21 protein-coding genes and 1 riboswitch are annotated in these 24,645 nt (G+C 39.2%); all 21 genes read left to right on the top strand.

What is annotated here, in order from left to right:
- Nucleotides 1–285: 285 nt before the first annotated feature.
- The 21 genes from ACIP9G_RS14355 (at nucleotide 286) to ACIP9G_RS14255 (ending at nucleotide 24,235) form a co-directional block, all read left to right on the top strand.
- On the top strand, nucleotides 286–2,025 hold the full coding sequence (locus ACIP9G_RS14355; RefSeq protein WP_401020289.1) for a 2-oxoacid:acceptor oxidoreductase subunit alpha: 1,740 nt from the start codon (nucleotides 286–288) through the stop codon (nucleotides 2,023–2,025).
- Nucleotides 2,025–2,891 carry a 2-oxoacid:ferredoxin oxidoreductase subunit beta gene (locus ACIP9G_RS14350; RefSeq protein ID WP_340825739.1) on the top strand — a complete coding sequence of 289 codons (867 nt, stop codon included), beginning with the start codon at nucleotides 2,025–2,027 and terminating at the stop codon, nucleotides 2,889–2,891. Before ACIP9G_RS14355 ends, ACIP9G_RS14350 begins: the two co-directional genes overlap by 1 nt.
- A 535-nt stretch (nucleotides 2,892–3,426) precedes the next feature.
- The gene (locus ACIP9G_RS14345; protein ID WP_340825738.1) at nucleotides 3,427–3,801 is read left to right on the top strand and encodes a 2-oxoglutarate ferredoxin oxidoreductase subunit beta; all 375 of its coding nucleotides are present in this window, start codon (nucleotides 3,427–3,429) and stop codon (nucleotides 3,799–3,801) included.
- Between the two features lie 254 nt (nucleotides 3,802–4,055).
- Nucleotides 4,056–5,144 (top strand): ABC transporter substrate-binding protein, encoded by a 1,089-nt coding sequence (locus ACIP9G_RS14340; protein WP_401020286.1) that lies wholly within the window; start codon nucleotides 4,056–4,058, stop codon nucleotides 5,142–5,144.
- Entirely contained in the window at nucleotides 5,134–5,973 is an 840-nt protein-coding gene (locus ACIP9G_RS14335) for an alkaline phosphatase family protein (protein ID WP_401020284.1), read from the top strand. The genes ACIP9G_RS14340 and ACIP9G_RS14335 overlap by 11 nt, the downstream gene beginning before the upstream one ends.
- Before the next feature lie 58 nt (nucleotides 5,974–6,031).
- Nucleotides 6,032–6,874, top strand: a complete 843-nt coding sequence (locus tag ACIP9G_RS14330) for an ABC transporter permease (protein ID WP_340825734.1) — start codon at nucleotides 6,032–6,034, stop codon at nucleotides 6,872–6,874.
- Complete coding sequence (locus ACIP9G_RS14325; protein ID WP_401020280.1) at nucleotides 6,874–7,659, top strand: ABC transporter permease; 786 nt, start codon at nucleotides 6,874–6,876, stop codon at nucleotides 7,657–7,659. The genes ACIP9G_RS14330 and ACIP9G_RS14325 overlap by 1 nt, the downstream gene beginning before the upstream one ends.
- A complete protein-coding gene (locus ACIP9G_RS14320) occupies nucleotides 7,656–8,657 on the top strand; it encodes an ABC transporter ATP-binding protein (RefSeq protein WP_401020278.1) in 1,002 nt (333 codons plus the stop codon). Before ACIP9G_RS14325 ends, ACIP9G_RS14320 begins: the two co-directional genes overlap by 4 nt.
- Nucleotides 8,654–9,436, top strand: a complete 783-nt coding sequence (locus ACIP9G_RS14315; RefSeq protein ID WP_401020276.1) for a DeoR/GlpR family DNA-binding transcription regulator — start codon at nucleotides 8,654–8,656, stop codon at nucleotides 9,434–9,436. The genes ACIP9G_RS14320 and ACIP9G_RS14315 overlap by 4 nt, the downstream gene beginning before the upstream one ends.
- Nucleotides 9,436–10,449: a histidinol phosphate phosphatase domain-containing protein gene (locus ACIP9G_RS14310; RefSeq protein ID WP_401020274.1), complete on the top strand. Its 1,014-nt coding sequence runs from the start codon at nucleotides 9,436–9,438 to the stop codon at nucleotides 10,447–10,449. The genes ACIP9G_RS14315 and ACIP9G_RS14310 overlap by 1 nt, the downstream gene beginning before the upstream one ends.
- A gap of 455 nt (nucleotides 10,450–10,904) precedes the next feature.
- Nucleotides 10,905–12,449, top strand: coding sequence for a tRNA (N6-isopentenyl adenosine(37)-C2)-methylthiotransferase MiaB (gene miaB, locus ACIP9G_RS14305; RefSeq protein WP_401020271.1), 1,545 nt, complete (start codon nucleotides 10,905–10,907; stop codon nucleotides 12,447–12,449).
- A complete protein-coding gene (locus ACIP9G_RS14300; RefSeq protein WP_340825728.1) occupies nucleotides 12,450–12,887 on the top strand; it encodes a YlbF/YmcA family competence regulator in 438 nt (145 codons plus the stop codon).
- 147 nt (nucleotides 12,888–13,034) lie between these two features.
- A complete protein-coding gene (gene cotE / locus ACIP9G_RS14295; protein WP_340825727.1) occupies nucleotides 13,035–13,691 on the top strand; it encodes an outer spore coat protein CotE in 657 nt (218 codons plus the stop codon).
- A gap of 294 nt (nucleotides 13,692–13,985) precedes the next feature.
- The gene (gene mutS / locus ACIP9G_RS14290; protein ID WP_401020268.1) at nucleotides 13,986–16,553 is read left to right on the top strand and encodes a DNA mismatch repair protein MutS; all 2,568 of its coding nucleotides are present in this window, start codon (nucleotides 13,986–13,988) and stop codon (nucleotides 16,551–16,553) included.
- 14 nt (nucleotides 16,554–16,567) lie between these two features.
- Nucleotides 16,568–18,460 (top strand): DNA mismatch repair endonuclease MutL, encoded by a 1,893-nt coding sequence (gene mutL / locus ACIP9G_RS14285; RefSeq protein WP_401020267.1) that lies wholly within the window; start codon nucleotides 16,568–16,570, stop codon nucleotides 18,458–18,460.
- An 87-nt stretch (nucleotides 18,461–18,547) separates the two neighbouring features.
- Nucleotides 18,548–20,041: a glycerol kinase GlpK gene (gene glpK, locus ACIP9G_RS14280; RefSeq protein WP_401020265.1), complete on the top strand. Its 1,494-nt coding sequence runs from the start codon at nucleotides 18,548–18,550 to the stop codon at nucleotides 20,039–20,041.
- Between the two features lie 17 nt (nucleotides 20,042–20,058).
- Nucleotides 20,059–21,705, top strand: a complete 1,647-nt coding sequence (locus ACIP9G_RS14275) for a glycerol-3-phosphate dehydrogenase/oxidase (protein ID WP_401020263.1) — start codon at nucleotides 20,059–20,061, stop codon at nucleotides 21,703–21,705.
- Between the two features lie 3 nt (nucleotides 21,706–21,708).
- Nucleotides 21,709–22,629, top strand: a complete 921-nt coding sequence (locus ACIP9G_RS14270; protein WP_401020260.1) for an alpha/beta fold hydrolase — start codon at nucleotides 21,709–21,711, stop codon at nucleotides 22,627–22,629.
- A complete protein-coding gene (gene miaA / locus ACIP9G_RS14265; RefSeq protein WP_401020258.1) occupies nucleotides 22,616–23,509 on the top strand; it encodes a tRNA (adenosine(37)-N6)-dimethylallyltransferase MiaA in 894 nt (297 codons plus the stop codon). Before ACIP9G_RS14270 ends, miaA begins: the two co-directional genes overlap by 14 nt.
- Nucleotides 23,510–23,607: 98 nt before the next feature.
- Complete coding sequence (gene hfq / locus ACIP9G_RS14260; RefSeq protein ID WP_228134406.1) at nucleotides 23,608–23,838, top strand: RNA chaperone Hfq; 231 nt, start codon at nucleotides 23,608–23,610, stop codon at nucleotides 23,836–23,838.
- 94 nt (nucleotides 23,839–23,932) lie between these two features.
- Nucleotides 23,933–24,235 (top strand): rhodanese-like domain-containing protein, encoded by a 303-nt coding sequence (locus tag ACIP9G_RS14255; RefSeq protein ID WP_340825719.1) that lies wholly within the window; start codon nucleotides 23,933–23,935, stop codon nucleotides 24,233–24,235.
- A 143-nt stretch (nucleotides 24,236–24,378) separates the two neighbouring features.
- Nucleotides 24,379–24,554, top strand: a riboswitch (cobalamin riboswitch).
- The last annotated feature ends 91 nt before the right edge of the window (nucleotides 24,555–24,645 follow it).

Here is a 24,645-nt window from a genome sequence, read left to right as displayed (position 1 = left end):
CGTGCCCGCGGAAAGCGAAGTGGATTTTTACGTTATACGAAGCCGTTATTATGCATTTAGCATTGCCTAAATCCAAAAATAAATGTCCATTCATGCACTTGAAATCAGCAAGTTAATTTTTTATACTTAATTGATTTGAAAATTACAACTTTTTGAACAACATTTTCAGTCAAAGGTCTGAATTTCGCCCAATTCATTGAATAACAATAGTGCAGACCGTTTCTTCGTGTTAAACTTATGAAGGAAAAAAATAATAGTATACATTGGATTTAAGGAGTTGTTGAGATGTTACATCAGCTTTCGTGGAAAGTCGGTGGGCAGCAAGGTGAAGGGATTGAGAGTACAGGTGAGATTTTCTCGATGGCAATGAATCGTTTAGGTTATTTCCTTTACGGTTATCGTCACTTCTCTTCTCGTATAAAAGGTGGCCACACTAATAATAAAATTACAGTTCGTCCAACAGAAGTACGTTCCATTGCGGATGATTTAGATATTTTAGTGGCGTTCGATCAAGAAACAATCGACGTCAATTATAAAGAACTAACAGAAAAAGGCATTATTTTAGCCGATGCAAAATTTGATCCTGTAAAACCAGACGATTCAAAAGCACCACTATTTGCTGTACCTTTTACAGAGGTGGCGGCAGAGCTTGGTACAACGTTAATGAAAAACATGGTAGCAATCGGAGCGACTGCATCTCTTCTAAACTTAGAAGACGCTGTGTTCCAAAATGTTGTTGATGACATCTTCGGCAAAAAAGGTGAAGAAGTTGTTCAGAAAAACATGGAAGCAATTGCACGCGGTCATGAAATGATGAATGAACAATTAGGCGATCGTATTGGGGAGTGGGCATTAGCTCCAGCTGATGGTAAACGCCGTATGTTCATGATTGGGAATGATGCAGTAGCACTTGGTGCACTAGCTGCTGGGACACGCTTTATGGCGGCATACCCGATTACACCTGCGTCAGAAATTATGGAATACCTCATTAAAAAATTACCTAAATTTGGTGGTGCGGTTATTCAAACAGAAGACGAGATTGCTGCAGCAACGATGGCAATCGGTGCAAACTTTGGTGGTGTACGTTCATTTACAGCGTCAGCAGGTCCTGGTCTTTCTCTAATGATGGAAGCAATCGGGCTTTCAGGTATGACAGAGCAACCACTAGTTGTTGTAGACACACAACGTGGCGGTCCATCTACTGGTTTACCAACGAAACAAGAACAATCGGATTTAATGGCGATGCTTTATGGTACGCATGGTGAAATTCCGAAAGTGGTAATCGCACCTTCAACTATGGAAGAAGCGTTCTTTGACACAATCCAAGCGTTTAATATTGCAGAGGAACTACAGTTACCTGTTATTTTAATGACAGACTTACAATTATCTCTTGGTAAACAAACTGTTGAACCATTCGATTATAAAAAAATTGAAATTCGTCGTGGTAAAATTGTTACAGACGATATTGAAGCATCAGCAGATAAAGCTTACTTCAAACGTTATGAAGATACAGAAGACGGTATATCGCCACGCGTATTACCAGGTCATTTAAACGGTATCCATCATGTGACAGGTGTTGAGCATGATGAAACAGGGAAACCATCTGAAGCAACTGGCAACCGTCGTACACAAATGGACAAACGCTTCCGTAAGCTAGAAGCATTGAATTTTGATACACCTGTTTATAAAAATGCGCCACATGAAGAAGCGGACGTTTTATTAGTAGGCTTTAACTCAACACGTGGAGCGATTGAAGAAGTACAAGAGCGATTAAATGCTCAAGGCATGAAGGTGAACCATGCGCATATTCGCTTAATTCACCCATTCCCATCGGCTGATATGGCACCTCTTGTGGAGAAAGCGAAAAAAGTAATCGTTGTAGAAAACAACTACACTGGTCAATTAGCGAACATCATGAAAATGAATATTGGTGGTCACGGCAAGATTGAGATGATTACAAAATATAACGGTACACCATTTTTACCAGGTGAATTAGAAAATAGAGTGAAGGAGTTGACTCGCTAATGGCAACGTTTAAGGATTTTCGTAATACAGTGAAACCAAACTGGTGCCCAGGTTGTGGCGACTTCTCTGTACAGGCTGCGATTCAACGTGCAGCAGCAAACGTAGGCATAGAACCAAATGAACTAGCAGTTATTTCTGGGATCGGCTGTTCAGGTCGTATTTCAGGTTATATTAATTCATACGGTTTCCATGGCATTCATGGTCGTGCATTACCGATTGCACAAGGATTAAAAATGGCTAACCGTGATTTAAATGTTATCGCTTCTGGTGGTGACGGAGATGGCTTTGCGATTGGTATGGGGCATACGATTCATGCCATCCGTCGTAACATCGATATCACATATGTTGTAATGGATAACCAAATTTACGGTTTAACAAAAGGCCAAACATCTCCACGTTCGGCTGCTGGATTTATTACAAAATCTACGCCAGGTGGTGCTATTGAGCCATCGTTAAAACCATTGGAAGTAGCATTAACAAGCGGTGCTACATTTGTGGCACAAGGCTTCTCAACTGATATTAAAGAATTAACAGCTTTAATTGAAGCAGGCATTAACCATAAAGGCTTCTCATTTATCAATGTATTTTCACCATGTGTTACGTACAACAAAGTAAATACGTACGATTGGTTTAAAGAAAACTTAACAAAGCTTGTTGATATTGAAGGCTATGATAATGCTGACCGTGGTATGGCAATGCGCACTGTAATGGAGAATGAAGGCTTAGTTACAGGGATTATTTATCAGGATAAAGAAACTACTTCTTATCAAGAAAAAGTTCCTGGTTACGCTGAGCTACCTTTAACAGATATCGATATTCAAATGAGCGAAAATCAATTCAATGCACTTGTGCAGGAATTTATGTAAATAAGATTGCAAAAAGTCACAATTTTAATATTGTGGCTTTTAGTATGTAAATAAAAGGTATCAAGAAGTGTTTTTCACTCTTGATGCCTTTTGTTGTGCCAGGCACCCAAACAATTTCTAGCTTTGCATTCTTATACTAACTAAGTCAAAATCCACACAGACTCCTGCAGGAACTCACCCAACGAAAGCGGAGTGCCAGGCACCCAAACAATTTTGAATTTTCATGGTACTACCACTAAGGTTAACTAAGTCAAAATCCACGCAGACAGACCGCACGACAGCACGGTTACAGCTTACGTCGTGCCCAAGGAAAGCGGAGTGGATTTTTACGATTGAGGAAACCATTAGTATGCTAGGTATCTACGCTAAGTGCCAGGCACACAAACAATACTTCTAGCTGATTTGAGCAGAAAGCGTCACACACAGCGGAAACCAACTTACATTTTTAATAATGAAAATCCATCAATGATTAATAGGGGGCGTGCGCGGGTAAAATTATATGAAAGAATGATACAATAAAAGAAAAAAAGAGGCGATGTTCGTGAATAATATCATTGATTTTATTGCGAAAAAAAAGGAACGTGAAGAACGGCAACGTGCTCTAGATTTAGAACGGTATGTTGCGACTCAATGTAAATTCCATCAGCCTGAAAACATAGATGCTCTTGTTGATGGTAAAGTAATTGAAGTGAAAGATCATACTTTGTTTTTAGGATTCTTATCAATTTTAAAAGATGAACAAATTGAGCCACTTCACATCTTTCAGGACGTTTTTTCATTAGAGCCAAGCCGTTTTGAAATAGCCTATAACATGAAATGGTGGTCGGTTGTTCAGCTTGCTTTTACATTTTTAACGATTTTAAAGGAAAATGAACCGCATACATATGCAGATTTTCTAGGACTAACTTGATTTATCTGGGGTATGTGCACGTCTGATAAACGAAACAAACGTGTGCATACACAACTGGATTCCTCTTTTCAACTCAAAAAATACAATCATCTTTACAATTCCTCTAATACTTAAAAAACTTCACACATATTTATAAACTCTCAATAATGTTTACGAAATATTTTTAAGCCATCCATACTTGCTTAATGTTTGTTTTATAAGATTACTGTTGTAAGCAAATAAAAATAAACATAAACAAATGGAGGGTCCAACTCATGGCAATTCAAAAGTTATGGAAGAAAGGCTTAATCGGTGCATTAGCAATTTCAATGTTGGCAGCTTGCTCGGACAGTTCTTCTAATTCAAATGGGGTCAATAGTGATGCATCACTTGATGAAATTACTGAAAAAGCGAAACAAGAAGGAACGGTTAATTCAGTCGGTATGCCAGATACATGGGCAAACTGGGTAGAGACTTGGCAAGAGCTTGATACTGAATATGCCATCAAGCATCAGGATACGGATATGTCGAGTGCAGAGGAACTAGCAAAATTTGAAGCAGAAAAAGATGATGCTACTGCTGATATTGGGGATGTAGGAATTGCCTTTGGACCAATTGCCAAGGATAAAGGCCTAACATTACCATACAAAACCTCTTATTGGGATGATATTCCCGACTGGGCAAAAGATGATGAAGGCCATTGGATTGTTGGCTATACAGGTACAATTTCATTTTTAACAGATACAAACAATGTGAAAAATGCACCAACCTCTTGGGCGGATCTTAAAAATGGAGATTATCATGTCAGCATAGGGGATGCTTTAACAGCAAACCAAGCACAATTTGCGATATTAGCCGCGGCAATGGCTTTCGGTGGTGATGAATCGAATATTCAACCGGGCATTGATTTCTTTGCGGAATTAGCGCAACAAGGACGTTTACAGGGAGATCCGTCCGTCGCTAATTTAGAAAAAGGGGAAATCGATGTAGCAATCTTATGGGACTTTAATGCATTAGGCTATCGTCATCAAATTGATGAACAGCGCTTTGATGTAGTAATTCCATCAGAAGGCTCTGTAACATCAGGCTATGCGACAGTAATAAATAAGTATGCGAAAAATCCTTATGCTGCCATGTTAACTCGAGAATATATTTTATCGGATGCTGGACAAGAAAACTTAGCAAAAGGTTACGCACGACCAATTCGTGAAAATGTGAAGCTTTCTCAGGAAGTAAAGGATTTATTACTACCAGCAGAAATGTATAAAAACGCAAAACCAGTTAATGATCAAAAGCAGTGGGAAGAAACAACAAAGCAAATTCCACAAATGTATCAAGAGCAGGTATTAATTCATGCCAAATAAAAAAGTCGCTCTTATTGTCATCGATGCACTTCGATTTGATACGGCATGTACACACATGGGATTTATGCAACATTTAGTAGAACGTAATATAGCTTCGCGTTTCGAGGTCCGTTCTGAAGTACCGTCTTTATCGAGACCTTTATATGAAACTATTTTAACGGGCACACCACCAATCGTTCATGGTGTAACGAGTAATATGACGGTGCGCTTATCGACACAAAGTAGTTTATTTCATTTAGCGAAAACGAATGGTCTTTCTACAGCAGCAGCAGCTTATTATTGGGTCAGTGAGCTTTATAATCGCTCGCCATTTCAGCATATGGAGGACCGTTTACAATTCGAGACAAAGCTTCCGATTGAGAATGGCTTGTTCTATTTTGAAGATCATTACCCTGATAGTCATTTATTTGCGGATGCAGCTTGGTTAATGGATCAAAAACAACCAGATTTCTTATATATTCACCCGATGAATGTAGATGATGATGGGCATAAGTTTACAGCAAACTCAGCGCAATATCGTAATCGCGTATTGGCTGTGGATGCACTATTGTCGCTATTTATTCCAAAATGTATGGCACAAGGGTACGAAGTGATTGTAACGGCAGATCATGGGATGACAAGTGATGGCAATCATGGTGGGTCAACGACTGAGGATCGGCATGTACCTATGTTTGTAATTTCCCAAGCTGTTAAAGCAGGTATAAAAGATGGCGTGGTGTCTCAGCTACAAGTAGCACCTCTCTGTTGTCATTTAATGAATATAGAGCCTTCTGAGGAGATGGTTCCACTATTATTAGAGGGTGTACAAACATTACAACAAACTAATTAAAAAATAAAGACGCGTGCATGTCAGATTTAACGTTTATCCATTTTTAAGTTAGAAAGAAGTGGTAGTTTTGATATCTAAGAGGCAATCTTTTGCCTGGCTTACACCTTTCCTGTTACTTGTAATGTTATTTTTCCTAGTGCCATTACTGTACATGCTCGTTACGAGCTTTAGTAATAGCGAAGGATTTACGTTAGCGCAATATAAATCCGTATTAACGAATAATTATATTTTACAAGGATTTAAAAATAGTGTGACGTTATCTGTCATTTCGGCAGTAGTTGCGCTAATCGTTACGTTGTTTGCAGTACATGCGATTATGCACTTTTCGCAGCCTGTACGGGAGAAAATTTTAATAATAACAAATTTAACTTCAAATTTTTCAGGTATTCCTTTAGCTTTTGCGTTTATTGTCTTGCTTGGTAATAGTGGACTATTTACGTTGCTATTTGAAAAATGGGAAATAGGTGCATTATCGTCCTTTTCCCTTTATAGCTGGAGTGGTTTATTGCTCATTTATATTTATTTTCAACTGCCATTAGCGTTAATGCTGCTGTATCCGATTTATGATGGCATACAGCAGCAATGGAAGGAAGCGGCTGCGCTTTTAGGTGCATCGACTTTTCAATTTTGGATAAAAATTGGTATTCCCGTTATGTTACCAGGTATTGTTGGAACCTTTAGCGTGTTATTTGCCAATGCAATGGGTGCTTATGCATCTGCATACGCCTTAACTAGTAGTAATTATAATTTAGTTGCTATACGAATTGGAGCACTGATTAAGGGAGATATTTTTGCTCAACCCGAGTTGGCAAGTGCCATTGCAGTATTGCTGGCAGTAACGATGGTGACCGCAATGCTAATAAGTGAATGGAGCATAAAGAAAACAAGGGGGAAATTGTAATGAAAAAAAGAAATTTTGCTAATAGCGTTTTCCTCCTTTTAATGTTGTATTTGCTATTGCCGATAGTAGCGACAATGCTTTATGCCTTTTCATCCAAGTGGCATAAAACAATTTTTCCCGAGGGATTGACATTTAAGTGGCTTGCTACACTGTTCCAGGATGCAGCATTTATGCAGGCATTTGGACGTTCGGTCTTGCTTTCTGGTGGTGCAGTCGCCATTGCATTATTCGTCATTGTGCCTGCGATATTTGTCATTGTTTTATATTTTCCAAAGTATGAAAAATGGATTCAAGTGGCAGTCGTTATGGTGTATTCATTTCCGGGAATAATTTTAGCCGTTGGATTGATCCGCGTATATTCAACAATAGGTGTACCGATGATTTTAGTTGTATTGGGCGCCTATGTGATTGGTATTTTGCCATATATATATCAAGGGACGCGCAATAGCTTGCGTAATGTAGATGCAAAGCAACTGTTAGACGCAGCACAATTATTAGGTGCAACTAAAACGCAGGCATTTACAAAAATACTGTTACCAACCGTTTATCCGGGCTTGTTTGCTGGCGCATTATTATCGTTTTCAGTGCTTTTCGGAGAATTTGTACTAATTAATTTAGTAGTCGGCTCGCGCTTTGAAACTGTACAAATTTATTTAATGAAAAAGCTAAGTACGAGTGGTCATATTGCCAGTGCGGTTGTCTTTATTTATATCGTTCTAATGGGCTTATTAACTTTCGCTATTGCGATATTAACGAATCGTTCGAAAGGTGCGACAAATGTATGAGCTATATTGTAATTGAAGGACTTCATAAAAAATATGAACAAACAACTGTCTTATCAAATATCGAAATGACAATTGAAAAAGGTCAATTTATTACACTTTTAGGGCCAAGTGGCTGTGGGAAAAGTACTATTTTAAGAATTGTTGCGGGCCTAACGGATGCAACAGCAGGAAAAATACAAATTGAAGGAAAAAATATGGGCGGCATCCAGCCGAAAGAGCGCCAGGTCGGGATGGTATTTCAATCCTACGCACTATTTCCGAACATGACCGTCAAAGAAAATATTGCGTTTGGCTTGCGAATGCAAAAAATAAATAATGCAGAAGTGGAGCATCGGGTGCAGGAAATTCTAGCGATCGTGCATTTGACAGAAAAGGCGAATGCATATCCAAAGGAATTGTCTGGTGGTCAACAGCAACGAGTAGCGCTTGCACGCGCACTCATTGTACGACCTAAAGTGTTGCTTTTAGATGAGCCACTAAGTGCGCTTGATGCGCAAATACGCAAAAAATTACAGAGCGATTTACGTGCAATCCAACGACAGCTTGGGATGACAATGATTTTAGTAACCCATGATCAGGATGAAGCTATGGCTGTATCAGACAAAATATTTGTTATGAGCAATGGGGAAATTGCGCAAAGCGGCACACCGACAGAAATTTATACGAATCCGAAAAGTGAATTTATTGCAAATTTCATTGGTCATTATAATGTTTTTCCACGACAAGTGTTAGAGACGATGATTGGAACGAAATTGCCTGGTAATAGTGGGAAGTTTGCCATTCGACCAGAAGCTGTTCATGTCGAGATGAAGGATGGAGACTTTTGTCTTTTAGGTGTAGCGACACAGTCGTTAATGAGTGGTAACATCATTCGTACAACTTTAGAAGGCGACTGTACATTTACAATGGAACAGTTACATCAGCGGGGGCAAACGCTTGAACTAGGTAAAAACTATAAGTGTTACGTGGCGAAGGAAGATGTGATTGCACTATCATGACGTATGCTAAAATTGAACGGTTTGAATTTATATTAAAGCAATTAGAGCTCGATGGAAAAATCATTGTGGCAAATATCGCAGAAGCATTGTTCGTAGCACCTGAAACTGTTCGTCGGGATTTGGATGAGCTAGAGCTGCAACATCTATTGACGAGAGTGCATGGTGGAGCAATTAAGTATACAAATGTTCGAACAGAACCTGCATTTTTACGGAAATTACAAATGCAAAAAGAGGCAAAGTGTATCATTGCTCGGCAGGCTGCGATGCGCATATGTGATGGGGATACGATTGCAGTTGATACAGGGACGACGACAGTGCACATTGCAGATTACTTAATGGCAGTGGATGATATTACTGTTGTTACTCATTCCATTGCCGCTGCTGCACAATTTAATCTCGCCATTGAAGAAAGACGGATGACAGGGAAAGTTATTTTATTAGGTGGAACAACAAACCCTAGACAAGCTTCGGTTGCTGGTGCAATGACATTAGAATGGTTAGGCAATATGAACTTCGACAAAGCGTTTTTATCTTGCGGTGGCATGAAGGATGGCATTGTGTATGACTATGATTTAGATGAATCACTGATTTCCCAAAAGATGCTACAGCAAAGTAAAAAGACAATATTATTAGCAGATGCATCAAAAATTAATGGCCATTCATTTTATCAAATCTGTCATTTAGCACAATGTACGGAAATAATGTGTGATATTGCTTGCCCAGAAGACTGGCAAGTATACGAAGAACAGTGGACAGTATGTAGTGGAGGGAAAAGTTAATGACAATTGATTACCATGTGCATTTAGAGGAGGGGCCTTATTCTTTCCGTTGGCTGGAGCGAACATCTCGCGCGATATCGCATTTTCATGAGCCTAGAAGTGCTACTAAAGGTTCCAAAGCGTTGGTTGAATGGCAAGTGTCAGCATTGGCTAGTCGATTGCATAATGGCTGTTATAGTGAAGAATGGCTTGACCTATATTTACAAAAGGCAAAACAACTTGGTTTACGAGAGGTTGGTATTGTCGATCATTTGTATCGCTTTCATGAGGCTCGCTCCTATTTTGAACAATATATGCAATTAGATGATTCACAAGAAATCGGTCGACTGCAACGATACTGGCTAGATAGTGTGATGACTGAAAATATGGACGATTTCGTATTAGCGATAGCACAGGCGAAGAAAAAATGGCGTCAGCATGGTGTCGAGTTAAAGCTAGGCATTGAAGCGGATTACTTTGTAGGTGGCGAGTCACAATTGGCATCGCTACTAGAAGGACACCCTTGGGATTATGTAATTGGCTCTGTACATTTTGTAGATGGCTGGGGCTTTGATAATCCACAGACAGAGCATTTATTTGCTAATATGGATCAAACAACATTGCAAAAAAACTATACGCAGTTTTTTTCAACGGTCGTGCAAATGATACAGTCTAACATGTTTGATTTTGTGGCTCACTTAGATAATTTTAAAGTTTTTCATTATCATGTTGAGGATGAGGCGTTTAATCTTTTATGGTATGAACAAATCGCACGAGCGCTTGTTAACACACAAACGGCTACGGAAATTAATGCAGGGTTATATTATCGCTATCCCGTCCAAGAAATGTGCCCAGGTCCATTGTTTTTGCAGATTTTAGTGCAACGAGGTGTAGAATTTACCGTTTCTTCAGACGCCCATTTCCCTGATGATTTAGGAAAATATACGTTTGCCAATACTGATTTGCTAAAGAGCTTAGGCGTTCAACACCTAGTAGGGTTCGATCAACGCACAAAAAAATATATAGAGTTATAACAAAAATCACCGTTGATAATGTCATCGGTGATTTTTGCTAGGTATCTATGTTAAGTATCATGCATTTAAACAGTTATACTTGTTGTTGGCAGCGAAGGGGGTGACTCCTGCGGGAATGCACGCAGCATAAGACGCAACAGACCACGCGATAGCGGGGGTTGCGACTTACGAATGTGCCCGCGGAAAGCACCGCCGTAGTGGACAACAACGACATTGCAAAAAAGTGTTAGATTGATTACTGTCAATCTAACACTTTTTCTCTTTTGTCCCAGCCTCCTTGTTTATTATGAAGCAATAGACAAGAACGACGGAATTTTTTTAATAAGAAGTGTATTTAAGTCGAAACCACGACATTTAGTACACAAACCTTGTAGGAAGTAGTAATCATTCAGTATAATAGTAAAATGGGAATTCGAATGCACGGATTTCGTTTGAAAGGAGTTACCTGACCTGCAATGAATGAGGAACAACGATTAACCAGTCAACAAGTCAATCAACCAAAAAAAGAAGACAAGCCTGAAAAGGATTATAGTAAATATTTTGAGAAGGTCTTTACTGCACCTTCATTAAAAGATGCAAAAAAACGCGGCAAAGAAGAAGTGAAATACCATAAAGACTTCCAAATAGCCGAACAATTTGCTGGCATGGGCGAGGGACGGACTTTCTATATCCGTACATATGGCTGCCAAATGAATGAGCACGATACAGAAGTGATGGCTGGGATATTTATGCAGCTCGGTTATACTTCAACAGAGATTATCGAGGAAGCAGATGTGGTGCTACTCAATACATGTGCAATCCGTGAAAATGCAGAGAACAAAGTATTTGGAGAGCTTGGTTTCCTGCTAAAATATAAACGTAAAAATCCAGAAATGCTAATTGGTGTATGTGGCTGTATGTCGCAAGAAGAATCTGTAGTTAATAAAATTTTAAAAACGTATCCACACGTCGATATGGTATTTGGCACACACAATATACACCGTTTGCCAAATATTTTAAAAGAAGCATACATGTCGAAGGAAATGGTTGTAGAGGTTTGGTCTAAAGAGGGCGACGTTATTGAAAACTTGCCGAAAAAACGTTTAGGTTCCATTAAAGCCTGGGTCAATATAATGTACGGCTGTGACAAGTTTTGTACGTATTGTATCGTGCCATATACGCGTGGGAAAGAACGTAGTCGACGTCCCGAGGAAATCATTGCTGAAGTTCGTGAGCTAGCAGCGGCGGGCTATAAAGAAATTATGCTCCTTGGCCAAAATGTCAACGCTTACGGGAAAGACTTTGAGGACCTTGATTACCGCTTAGGTGACTTAATGGATGAATTGCGAAAAATTGATATTCCGCGTATTCGCTTTACAACAAGTCACCCTCGTGATTTCGATGATTATTTAATTGAAGTGCTAGCAAAAGGTGGGAACTTAGTTGAACATATTCATTTACCAGTACAATCGGGTTCAAATGATGTGTTAAAAATTATGGCTCGTAAATATAGTCGTGAGCATTTCCTTAGCCTAGTAGATAAGATTAAAGCTGCAATTCCAGGTGTGACGTTAACAACGGATATTATTGTCGGTTATCCAAACGAAACAGAGGAGCAATTTGAAGAGACGATATCACTATACCGTGAAGTAGGCTTTGAAATGGCCTTTACGTATATTTACTCTCCTCGAGAAGGTACGCCAGCAGCGAAGATGGTTGACAATGTACCAGAAGAAGTGAAAAAAGAGCGTCTACATCGTTTAAATGCAGTCGTACAAGAATATTCTAGAAAAGCGCTTGAAGGCTTGAAAGGTGAAATCGTAGAAGTGTTAGTGGAAGGAACAAGTAAACGTCGTGATGACGTACTTGCCGGCTATACGCGTAAAAATCGCCTAGTGAATTTTAAAGCACCAACAGCGTTGATTGGGCAGTTAGTGAAAGTGAAAATAACGGAGGCTACTTCTTATTCATTAACAGGAGATTTTGTGGAAGTAGTAAAAAATGAAAAGGTGGAAGCGTAAATGACACAAGTATTGTATACAAAAGAAGATTTAATTAAAAAATCCCATGAAATTGCGCATATGATTGCGAATACACCGGAAGTTGATTTTTTTAAAAAAGCTGAAGCACAAATTAATGAAAATCAACTTGTTCGTGAACGTATTGCTAGTTTAAAAAGCTTGCAAAAACAAGCAGTAAACTTCCAGCACTTAGGTAAAGAAAAAGCATTAAAAATGATCGAAGACAAAATAGAAAAAATCGAAGAAGAAATTAATGCCATTCCTGTCGTGCAGCAATTTAAAGAATCACAAGGTGATGTGAATGACTTATTACAATTAGTGTCGAACACAATTGCCAATAACGTTACAAATGAAATTGTGCGTTCAACAGGTGGCGATGTGTTACGTGGTGAAACTGGCTCTTATGTACAAAATTCTCAACCAGGTAGCTGTTCATAAATAAATAATAGAAGAAACAGCCCGAATGACTGCATTCGGGCTATTTTTATGGCGTAATTTAGCAAGGGGTTTACACATAATGAAAGCCTCTACTAAAGCTGTTGAATGCAAAAATGTATAAAGGAAGTCAATTCGATTCTATGAAATATGTTCACCCAATGGGCGCTACCTGCATATGATGGAGTGAAAAGAGTCGAAGGAGGAATTGCGCTGAAACGTTTACGACAAATCGTGACGAAAGCAGTAGTTGCCAAAGGGAAGAAGAGAACGGAAGAACGTGTAACGTTATGTCCAACAAATAAACCGACGAGTATTCTCGGTTGCTGGGTAATTAACCATACTTGTTCAGCAAAAAAAGTCGGTAAATTTGTAGAAGTGTCAGGAAAGTTTGATGTCAATGTATGGTATGCTTATAGTAATCATTCGAAAACAGCAGTGTTTTCAGAAACGGTTCACTATAAAGACAAAGTAAAGCTTAATTTTAGAGATGGCGAAGTAACAGTTGGCGATGATGTCCGTGTGCGTGTAATACAAGAACCAAATTGCATGGAAGCGGTAATTTCTCCATGTGGAACAAAATTTGAAATTGTAGTAGAACGTGAGACTGTCGTTGAAGTAATGGGTGAAATGACAATTTGTATTAGTGTACATCCGCTAGATTTCGAAGAGGAATGGAATTTTAATGATGAAAGTTCATCTTCATCATCTTCATCATCAAGCTCTAGTTCCAGTTCTTCTAGCTCAAGTAGTGAAGGAAGATTCGTTTTAGAGTCCTCATCGTTTCCTGACGAACGTCCAAGATAATATACAAGATAATATTTTTTGATACATGCGAAATGCTAGCATCTTTACAAAGGTGAAATAAGCGTTTCGCATGTATCTTTTGTTATAATAAATATAACGATTAGGGGAAGAAGCACTCAATGGATAGTTCAGCCTTTAGAAGGCGTTAATATGTTAGCCTAGATTTATCGCTCTAAGTAGCAATTGCTAACGTAACTACAAGTGTACATACCCATAGCACAATACAAAATTTATCTAAACGCAAATATGCCAATGCGTATTTGATTTAAATGGCAAGAGCGAGGGAATTTTTAAATGACAACTTATACACCAATGATGCAACAATATTTGCAAGTAAAAGAAGATTATAAGGATGCCTTTTTATTTTTTAGATTAGGTGACTTTTACGAAATGTTTTTTGAAGATGCAATTAATGCATCACAAATTTTAGAAATTACATTAACGAGTCGAGATGCAGGCGCTAAGGAGCGTATTCCAATGTGTGGGGTACCACATCACTCGGCAAAAAATTATATTGAAACACTTGTGCAAAAAGGCTATAAGGTTGCAATTTGTGAGCAAACGGAAGATCCTAAGCAAGCAAAAGGTGTAGTCAAACGTGAAGTAGTCCAACTTATTACGCCAGGTACTATTATGGAAGGTAAGGCGCTAGATGGTAAAACCAATCATTTTATAGGCGCAGCAGAACAATTGGATGCCACGACATTTGGCTATGCCTACTTGGATCTATCTACAGGTGAAGCAATAGCGTCAACAATTGAAGGGGATGGCAAGGCACTTCTGATGCAGATGCAGGCATATGGTATTCGAGAATTAATCGTAACAGAGAGCTTACAGCTTTTGTTGGCAGAACATGCAATGAATGTTGGCATTGTCCTATCCGTTGAAGAAGATGAAATGGCGATGGACAAAGCGGTGACCTATTTAGAAGCTGTTCCAGCAACTATACAGTTAGCTTGCCTTCGTTTGCTTCATTATATCGATAAGACACAAATGCGTTCACTTTCTCATATTCAAGCGTTTACCTTTAATGAAATGAAAAACTATCTACGCATCGATTCTAGCTCAAAGCGAAACTTAGAACTGATTCAGTCCATTCGTGGCGGCGACCAAAAAGGTACATTGTTATGGCTATTAGATGACACTGTTACAGCGATGGGTGGGCGTAAGCTGAAGCAGTGGCTACATCAACCGTTAGCATCACGCTCAGCTATTGAGGATAGACTTGCGATGGTTAGTGATTTGTTAGAAGAATATTTTGTAAGATCAGAATTACAAATTTCTCTAAAACAAGTATATGATTTAGAACGTTTAGCTGGTCGTGTGGCGTTTGGCAATGTAGGCGGACGCGATTTAGCACAGCTTCGCGATTCATTACGACAAGTTCCAGTTATTCAACAACAGCTAATTGGAGCAAATAAAGAAACATTGCACAAGTTAGGTGCAGCACTCGATACATGTGCTGACGTTGAGGCTTTATTGGCACTTGCTATTACAGATAACCCACCAATCACTATTAAAGAAGGTGATGTTATCCGAGATGGCTATAATGAACGATTAGATGAACTGCGTTATGCGTCTCGCAATGGCAAGGACTGGATAGCCCAGTTAGAACAAGCGGAACGTGCAAAAACGGGCATTAAAAACTTGAAAATAGGCTATAACCGTATTTTTGGCTATTATATCGAAATTACAAAATCTAATATCCATTTGGCAGATTTAACACGCTATGAACGTAAACAAACACTCGCAAATGCGGAACGTTATATTACGCAGGAACTGAAAGAAAAAGAGTCACTTATTTTGAATGCCGAGGAAGAAAGCTTGGCATTGGAGTACAACCTATTCGTTGAAATACGTGAACAATTAAAATCATTCATTCCACGTGTACAAGCGTTAGCAGCGAGCATTAGTGAATTAGATGTATTGCTTAGCTTTGCAAGCGTTTCTGAAAAATATCGTTTTACGAAGCCCGAATTTCATGCGGGACGTGCGCTTGAAATTATTGAAGGACGACACCCCGTTGTAGAGAAAATGCTCAATAAGCAAATGTATGTACCGAATGATTGTGTGCTCGAAGAAAATCACAACATGATGCTCATTACGGGGCCCAATATGTCTGGTAAAAGTACGTATATGCGCCAAGTTGCACTCATTGTTGTGATGGCACAAATGGGATGCTATGTGCCAGCGGAAAAGGCAAGATTACCAATTACAGATCAAATTTTTACACGGATTGGTGCAGCGGATGATTTAGCTGCAGGACAATCAACATTTATGGTAGAAATGCTAGAATCACAGCATGCAATTATGCATGCAACTCAAAATAGCTTAATGCTGTTTGATGAAATTGGTCGTGGAACATCCACATATGATGGTATGAGTCTTGCGCAATCTATGATGGAATATATTCATGACAAAATCGGCGCAAATACACTTTTCTCTACACATTATCATGAATTGACAGCTTTAGAAAAAGAGTTACCTCGCTTACAAAATGTGCATGTATCTGCCACTGAAAAGAATGGAACAGTTGTCTTTTTACACAAGGTGAAAAAGGGGGCGGCAGATAAATCATATGGTATTCATGTAGCCCAGCTAGCACAATTACCAGAGGAAATTTTAGAGAGAGCACGTATATTGCTCGAAAACTTTGAGGCAGGTAAAGAAATTCCTGTGTCCCAAGAAGTAGTTGAACAACCTGTACAAATGTCGCTCTTTACAGAAGAAGCAGCGTTGCCTTCAGCTGAGGCAGATGTCTTGAAAAGCTTGGAGAAGGTGAATATTCTAGGCACATCACCAATGCAGGCCATTAATATTTTATATGAATTACAACAGCAATTAGTTAACGCTAAAAAATAAAGGAGTGAAGCGCCATGGGGAAAATTCAAATTATGGACGCGTGGCTATCCAATAGAATTGCCGCGGGGGAAGTAGTAGAACGACCAGCATCTGTAGTCAAAGAACTAGTCGAAAATGCAATTGATGCTGGGAGTACGTCCATTGATGTCTTTTTACTAGAAGCGGGCCTCACTTCAATTCAAGTTATTGATAATGGTAGTGGGATGGATGAGGAAGACGCACTGATCTCTTTCTCACGCCATGCAACAAGTAAGATTCATCAGGAGCATGATTTATTTCGTATTCGTACTTTAGGATTTCGTGGTGAGGCATTAGCATCAATCGCATCGGTATCCAAAATGACGATGATTACTTCGACTGGTGAATCAGGGACGTATGTGGAACTAGAGGGTGGCCATGTGACAGTGCAAAAGCCTGGGCCATTGCGTAAAGGAACAGATATTACAGTGGCACAGCTATTTTTCAATACGCCTGCGCGTTTAAAATATATGAAAACGATACAAACCGAGCTTGGGCATACGATTGATCTTATGAACCGTCTAGCGCTTGGTAATCCACAAATTGCCTTTCGATTGCTACATAACGGTCAGCAGTTGCTACAGACAAATGGACGAGGCGATGTACAGCAAGTACTTGCTGCGATTTATGGTATGCATAATGCGAAAAAAATGGTGCCATTTCAAGGGGAGTCTCATGACTATAAGGTGTCGGGCTTTATATCTTTACCAGAGGTGACGCGTGCTTCTAAAAATTATATGTCGCTGTTTGTTAATGGTCGTTGGGTGAAACATTATTTGGTGCAAAAGGCTATTATCGACGCATACCATACGTATTTACCGATTGAACGTTTTCCAATTGTAGCACTTTATATTGAAGGTGATCCTTATTTAACAGACGTAAATGTTCATCCAGCCAAACACCAAATACGTTTAAGTAAAGAACCAGAGCTACTGAAATTGATTGAAGAAACGATTCGTGGCAAAATTCGAGAAGTTATGCGTGTACCACTAATGGAAAAGAAAGAAAAAATTCCGAAACCTGCAACAGAACAGCTGAATATTTGGAAGCCTACCCCGAAGCTGGATGTCGAAAAAATGAATGCTATCGTTGAAAAGCTTTATGATGCGCAAACTGTTCAAGAGTCCAGCATATTGCCAGTTAAGGAGCCAGCACCAACAGCTACAATTATAGAAGAGAGCTGGCAACCAATTCAACAATTAGAAACAAATCAGGTTGAAGTAGAGTCACCAATAGAGCACATGGAATTTCTAAATGAGGAACCTCAAATAGAAGAATCTCAAATAGAAGAGCCTAAAAAAGAACCATTCCCTGCTCTTGAAGTAGTAGGGCAAATTCACGGGACCTATATCGTTGCGCAAATGGAGGATGGCTTTTATTTAATCGACCAACATGCGGCACAGGAGCGTATTAAGTACGAGTTTTTCCGTGAAAAGGTTGGGCAAGTGAATCCGAACGAACGACAGACATTATTACTTCCCTTGACCTTCCATTACGCAGCAGACGAGGCGCTTATACTGCGTGAAAATAGACAGCAGCTAGAGGCTGTTGGCGTATTTTTAGAGGATTTTGGACAGTCATCATTTGTTATTCGTGAGCATCCTAGTTGGTTTCCAAATGGCGAGGAGCAGGACATTATTGAGGATTTAATTGAGCAAGTATTGACGACGAAAAAGGCAGATGTTAAAAAAATGCGTGAGGCAGCAGCCATTATGATGAGCTGTAAAAAGTCTATTAAGGCTAATCATTATTTAACGAAAGAGCAAATGGTTGCATTGCTAGACGATTTACGCGAAGCAGACAATCCATTTACCTGTCCACATGGTCGCCCAGTGCTAATTCATTTTACAACCTATGAAGTGGAAAAAATGTTCAAACGGGTAATGTAGTGATAACTGAGCATCGAGGTCGCAGTAAATAAAAGAAAAACCTACAGCAATCTCGTGCGTGGTGAGAAAACCTAAGGGGGAGAAAAAATGGGTGAATTTATTTTAGCAATTGATCAAGGTACGACAAGTTCAAGAGCGATTTTATTCAATCATAAAGGTGAAATTGTCCATGTTGCACAAAAGGAATTTCAGCAGTATTTTCCGAAGGCAGGCTGGGTAGAGCATAATGCCAATGAGATTTGGGGATCAGTGCTCTCAGTTATCGCAGCTGTGTTAACTGAAAGTGGTCATGAAGCAAGTGAGGTACATGCAATTGGCATTACAAATCAGCGGGAAACTACGGTAGTTTGGGATAAACATACAGGTCAGCCTGTCTACAATGCTATCGTTTGGCAATCAAGGCAAACCCAGGACATTGTTAAAGAGTTGAAGGAACAAGGCCATGAAAACATGTTTCAACAAAAGACAGGGTTACGTCTGGATTCCTATTTCTCTGCAACAAAAATTAAATGGATTTTAGACAATGTTGAAGGTGCACGTGACAAGGCGGAAAATGGTGATTTACTCTTCGGCACGATTGATTCTTGGATTGTTTGGCGATTATCAAAAGGGAAGGCACATATTACGGATTATTCGAATGCGGCGCGGACATTACTTTATAATATCCATGAACTACAGTGGGACGAAGAGCTTTGCGAGCTACTAAATATCCCAATGACGATGTTACCAGAAGTAAGAAATTCGTCAGAAATCTATACGAAAACCGCACCGAGCGTATTTTTTGGGCAAGAAACGCCAATTGCAGGTATTGCTGGCGACCAGCAGGCAGCGCTCTTTGGGCAAACATGCTTTGCGAAGGGCATGGCTAAAAATACGTATGGTACCGGCTGTTTTATGTTGTTAAATACAGGTGAACAGGCTATACATTCTGAAAATGGCTTGCTTACAACGATTGCTTGGGGCATTGATGGCACTGTGACATATGCATTAGAAGGCAGTGTCTTTGTAGCAGGTTCAGCAATTCAGTGGTTACGTGATGGTCTTCGCATGATTCGCACTGCTAAAGAATCTGAAAAATATGCAACAAAGGTAGCTGATACAGATGGTGTATACGTTGTACCTGCATTTGTAGGATTAGGCACACCATACTGGGATACCGATGCCCGTGGCGCTATTTTTGGTTTGACACGGGGTACTTCAAAAGAACATTTTATCCGCGCAACGCTTGAATCATTGGCTTACCAGACGAAAGATGTACTGGATGCAATGGAGGAAGCGGCTGGCACACCAATTGAAGTATTGCGAGTAGATGGTGGAGCAGTAAGTAATGGCTTCTTAATGCAATTCCAAAGTGATATTTTACAGTTAGAGGTGGAGTTAGCAAAGCTTAATGAATCGACTGCACTCGGGGCAGCCTATTTAGCAGGGCTGGCAACTGGATTTTGGGAAAATAAAGAGGCGTTAGCTGCATTATGGGCAAATGGGAAAACCTATCAACCCAAAATGAGCACAGAGCAAAGCGCGATATTATATGCGGGCTGGCAAAGAGCTGTGGAAGCTACACGTTTATTCAAATCATAGCTAATGGGGGAGAAAGTATGTTTTCATTTGAGAACCGTCCTAAAATTATGGATTATTTAGAGCAATATAGCTTTGACGTATTAGTAATTGGAGGTGGCATTACTGGTGCTGGAATTGCACTCGATGCCGCATCAAGAGGATTATCTGTCGCATTGATTGAGATGCAGGATTTTGCGGCTGGTACATCAAGCCGTTCAACAAAGCTAATTCACGGAGGCCTTCGATATTTAAAACAATTTGATATGGGTGTAGTGGCTGAAGTTGGGCGTGAACGCGAAATCGTTTATGATAATGCTGTTCATGTAACGACGCCTGAAAAGATGCTGTTGCCTTTATATAAGCATGGTTCACTTGGTCCATTTACGACTTCAATAGCATTGAAGGTTTATGACCGATTAGCAGGTGTGAAAAAGCAAGAACGTCGCACAATGTTGAGTGCACAAGAAACAGCAGCGCTTGAGCCATTATTAAAGCGTGATGAGCTCGTTGGCGGCGGCTATTATGTGGAGTATCGTACCGATGATGCACGTTTAACAATTGAAGTGTTAAAAAAAGCGGTTGAATATGGTGCACTTTGTGTAAACTATGCTGAAATGACAGGATTTTTATATAACAAGAAAAAGCTAATTGGGGCAAAAGTAAAAGATCATGTAACAGGGAAAGTAGTGGAAGTTCATGCGGCGCAAATCGTCAACGCTACTGGCCCTTGGGTAGATGAAGTACGACAAAAAGATAAAAGTACGGACAAAAAACAATTACGTCTGACAAAAGGTGTCCATATTGTACTCAATCAAAAGCACTTCCCATTGCAACAGGCAGTCTATTTTGATATTCCAGATGGTCGTATGGCTTTTGCAATTCCACGTGATGGTAAAACATATTTAGGGACAACGGATACAGTTTATGAAGGAAATCCTATACACCCTACTGCAACACAACAAGATGTAGATTATTTAATTGAGGCTGCTAAAAATGTTTTTCCAACAGCCGAAATTACAAGAGAAACAGTTGAATCTTCTTGGGCAGGTGTACGTCCACTTATTTTCGAAAAAGGTAAAGACCCTTCTGAAATTTCGCGTAAAGATGAGATTTGGACAGCATCAAGTGGTTTGATGACCATTGCTGGTGGCAAGCTAACAGGCTACCGCCAAATGGCTGAAACAATTGTTGATAAAATTGTCAAAACACATAAATTTAAGCATGCAAGTCCATGTATGACACGTGAGCTGTCGCTTTCGGGTGCAAAGGGCATTAATGCTATTAATTTCCCTGATTATACTGCATATAAAGCTAGAGAGGGTGTTCAGTATGGCCTGAATTATGATGAAGCAAAGCATCTTGTGCAAAAGTATGGTACAAATGTTGACGCTTTATTTGATCAGGTGAAGTATTTGCATGAGCATGGCAGTACGATGCCTCTCGTGTTACATGCGATGCTGCTCTATGGTATAGAAGCGGAAATGGTTTATACACCTTGTGATTTCTTTATTCGTCGTACGGGATTATTATACTTTGATATTGATGCAGTGAAACGATATAAGGAGCAAGTAATTCAAGTAATGCAACAGCGTTTTCACTACTCAGAATCCCAAAGAAATACTTATGTTGCTCAATTAGAACAAGCCATAATAGATGCGACAAGTTTTGCAGATGTGGAGGTGTAGTAAATGGAAGAGCGTTATATGAAAATGTCGGATGGACATTTTGTGTTTACGCGAACATTGACTCCGGCTATTCCATGCATAGGTCATTTTCATATTTTACATGGCATGGCAGAGCATAGTGGACGTTATCTAAAATTTGCTCGAATACTATGTGCAGCAGGCTATGCAGTTACGATGCATGATCATCGTGGACATGGAGAAACAGCATCTTATAACGGCACATTAGGTTTTTTCGCTGAGAAAAATGGTTTTGACCGTGTTGTTGAAGATGCCCATGAAGTGATATTAACTATGCATGCTCAATTTGCCGATGTGCCTTTCATTTTGTTCGGTCATAGTATGGGTTCTTTTATTGCTAGAAGGTATATTCAGCTTTACGGCAATGGCGTGGATAACGTTATACTTTGTGGAACAGGAAACGTTTCAACATTGCATAAGATTGGACATTATGTTGCACAAGTATTAGCAATGCAGATGGGCAAAGAGTTGGAGAGCCCTTTATTAAATAAATTGAGTTTTGGGAGCTTCAATAAGCAAGTTCCAAATGCTAAAACAGCGTATGATTGGTTATGTTCTGTAGAGCATGAGGTGCAAAAATATATTGATGATCCATATTGTGGCTTTATACCAACAAACCAATTTTTTGTTGATTTAACGGCTGGCCTTATGGTGCTAAATCGAAAAAAAGAGATTGAAAAAATAAATAAAAACTTACCGATCCTTTTGATAAGTGGTAGCAAGGACCCTGTTGGTGACGGTGGTCAAGGAGTGTATACAGTGGCAGAGCGTTTTGTAGAAGCAGGTATACAGGATGTTACAGTCTATTTATTTGAAGATAAGCGACACGAAATTTTAAATGAAGACAATCATCAGGCGGTTCATCAAGTTTTATTACGGTGGTTAAAAAAGTATGATACAAAATAAAATTCAGCAAGCAGAGGTTGTTGCAATCGTTGGTCCAACGGCCTCTGGTAAAACAGCACTGAGCATTGAGCTAGCAAAAAAGTATAATGGTGAAATTATTAATGGCGATTCGATGCAAATTTATAAAGACTTAAATATTGGTACAGCGAAAATTACCGAGGAAGAGATGCAAGGTGTACCACATCATTTATTAAGCTTCAAAGAGCCAACAGAATCATTTTCAGTAGCGGATTATCAAAAACTGGTGCGTGCCAAAATTAGTGAAATACAGGCACGCGGGAAGTTGCCAATTATTGTTGGAGGCTCTGGATTATATGTACAAGCAGTGCTCTATGATTTCCAATTTACGGAGGAGCAGGTAGATGAGGTAGCACGTAAGGCATATTATGAAGAGCTAGAAAAGTTGGGTCCTGAAGCAATGCATGCAAAACTACTAGCATTGGATCCGAAAACGGCAGAAACAATTCATCCGAATAATACAAGACGTGTTATTCGAGCATTAGAAATGATTGAATTAAGTGGTGTTTCAAAAGCTTCAGATGAACATAATCGTGGAGAAATCCCCCTTTATCGCCATTTGATTTTAGGGCTTGGAGAAAATATGTCACGCGATGAGCTTTATGATCGCATAAATCGCCGAGTAGATTTGATGATGGACAAAGGGCTGTTACAAGAAGTAAAAGGGTTATGGCAGCAAAATATTCGAGGTGTACAGTCAATACAAGCGATTGGCTATAAGGAATTGTATGATTACTTAGATGGTCGATGCACATTAGAAGAAGCAATTGAAAGTTTAAAACAAAATTCTCGTCGCTACGCGAAAAGACAACTTACTTATTTCCGTAATAAGATGGACATTCATTTTATTGAAAAAGACTAAAAACTTTAATAATTTCTAAAAATTACTAATTGATAAATTGGTATAACATGCTACTATAGGAATGAAGAGGTAGAAAGAGAGTAGGGGAGGCGCAATCTATGAAATCAATCAATTTGCAAGATACGTTTTTGAACCATCTACGTAAAAACAGTGTTTTTGTAACTGTGTTTCTGTTAAACGGGTTCCAGTTAAAAGGAACAGTGAAATCCTATGACAACTTTACAGTATTATTAGTTGATGCTGAAAGCAAACAGCATCTCATTTACAAACACGCAATTTCTACTTTCGTTCCAGCAAAGCAAGTCGAATTTTTAGAGACAGAAGAATAGAGTCATTTTAAGCAGCTAGTGCTACATCACTAGCTGTTTTTTTTCGTTCACGCTATAATGTAATAGGAAATTGATATATTGGAGGACTATAAAGATGAAATCAATGGATACAACGCAATTATTAGAACAACTAGATGCTAACGAAGACCTATACATTATTGATGTGCGAGAAGATGATGAGGTAGCACAAGGTGTCATTCCTGGTGCTAAGCATATAGCGCTTGGAACAATTCCAGAGCGTCTAGATGAGATAGATAGATCTAAGCCTTATATTATCGTATGTAAAGCTGGCGGACGCTCGGCAAATGCATGTGCTTATTTAGAAGCACAAGGCTTTGATGTAACAAATCTTGAAGGCGGCATGCTTGCCTATGATGGGGAATTAGAATTTAAATAATGTAAAGATGAAGGTATTTAACAAGTCAGTTGTTAAATACCTCATTTTTTTTGTTTATATTAAATGATGGCAATGCAAAAAGTGCTGTTACCAAAACTTTTAACAATATTGACACTCAAAAAACTTTGTCGTAAATTTAAAGTAATTACATAAAAGCATTAGGTGCCCACGTTGGGAGAATAGGGAATAAAGTGAAATGCTTTAGCGGTCCCACCACTGTAAAATGGAGTTTTATAGAGAATACCACTAGCGATGGCTGGGAAGGTTCTATAAAATGTTGAGATTGAGCCAGGAGACCTGCCTAATTGCTTCGGATGATATGGACGATGGAAAAGTCTGTAGTTTATTTGTTATGAAATAAACTACAGACTTTTCTATTTTTTTCATTCTTTTATGTAAAAGGCTAAAAA

Source organism: Lysinibacillus sp. NPDC093197 (assembly GCF_044754025.1).
In the GTDB taxonomy this organism is placed as follows: Bacteria; Bacillota; Bacilli; order Bacillales_A; family Planococcaceae; genus Lysinibacillus.
This window is presented reverse-complemented; position numbering and strand designations above follow the sequence as displayed.

Bases quoted from the DNA above. Each gene is read 5' to 3' on its own strand.
- ACIP9G_RS14355 (WP_401020289.1), top strand. From the start codon at position 286: ATGTTACATCAGCTTTCGTGGAAAGTCGGTGGGCAGCAAGGTGAAGGG.
- ACIP9G_RS14350 (WP_340825739.1), top strand. From the start codon at position 2,025: ATGGCAACGTTTAAGGATTTTCGTAATACAGTGAAACCAAACTGGTGC.
- ACIP9G_RS14345 (WP_340825738.1), top strand. From the start codon at position 3,427: ATGTTCGTGAATAATATCATTGATTTTATTGCGAAAAAAAAGGAACGT.
- ACIP9G_RS14340 (WP_401020286.1), top strand. From the start codon at position 4,056: ATGGCAATTCAAAAGTTATGGAAGAAAGGCTTAATCGGTGCATTAGCA.
- ACIP9G_RS14335 (WP_401020284.1), top strand. From the start codon at position 5,134: ATGCCAAATAAAAAAGTCGCTCTTATTGTCATCGATGCACTTCGATTT.
- ACIP9G_RS14325 (WP_401020280.1), top strand. From the start codon at position 6,874: ATGAAAAAAAGAAATTTTGCTAATAGCGTTTTCCTCCTTTTAATGTTG.
- ACIP9G_RS14320 (WP_401020278.1), top strand. From the start codon at position 7,656: ATGAGCTATATTGTAATTGAAGGACTTCATAAAAAATATGAACAAACA.
- ACIP9G_RS14315 (WP_401020276.1), top strand. From the start codon at position 8,654: ATGACGTATGCTAAAATTGAACGGTTTGAATTTATATTAAAGCAATTA.
- ACIP9G_RS14310 (WP_401020274.1), top strand. From the start codon at position 9,436: ATGACAATTGATTACCATGTGCATTTAGAGGAGGGGCCTTATTCTTTC.
- miaB (WP_401020271.1), top strand. From the start codon at position 10,905: ATGAATGAGGAACAACGATTAACCAGTCAACAAGTCAATCAACCAAAA.
- ACIP9G_RS14300 (WP_340825728.1), top strand. From the start codon at position 12,450: ATGACACAAGTATTGTATACAAAAGAAGATTTAATTAAAAAATCCCAT.
- cotE (WP_340825727.1), top strand. From the start codon at position 13,035: ATGTTCACCCAATGGGCGCTACCTGCATATGATGGAGTGAAAAGAGTC.
- mutS (WP_401020268.1), top strand. From the start codon at position 13,986: ATGACAACTTATACACCAATGATGCAACAATATTTGCAAGTAAAAGAA.
- mutL (WP_401020267.1), top strand. From the start codon at position 16,568: ATGGGGAAAATTCAAATTATGGACGCGTGGCTATCCAATAGAATTGCC.
- glpK (WP_401020265.1), top strand. From the start codon at position 18,548: ATGGGTGAATTTATTTTAGCAATTGATCAAGGTACGACAAGTTCAAGA.
- ACIP9G_RS14275 (WP_401020263.1), top strand. From the start codon at position 20,059: ATGTTTTCATTTGAGAACCGTCCTAAAATTATGGATTATTTAGAGCAA.
- ACIP9G_RS14270 (WP_401020260.1), top strand. From the start codon at position 21,709: ATGGAAGAGCGTTATATGAAAATGTCGGATGGACATTTTGTGTTTACG.
- miaA (WP_401020258.1), top strand. From the start codon at position 22,616: ATGATACAAAATAAAATTCAGCAAGCAGAGGTTGTTGCAATCGTTGGT.
- hfq (WP_228134406.1), top strand. From the start codon at position 23,608: ATGAAATCAATCAATTTGCAAGATACGTTTTTGAACCATCTACGTAAA.
- ACIP9G_RS14255 (WP_340825719.1), top strand. From the start codon at position 23,933: ATGAAATCAATGGATACAACGCAATTATTAGAACAACTAGATGCTAAC.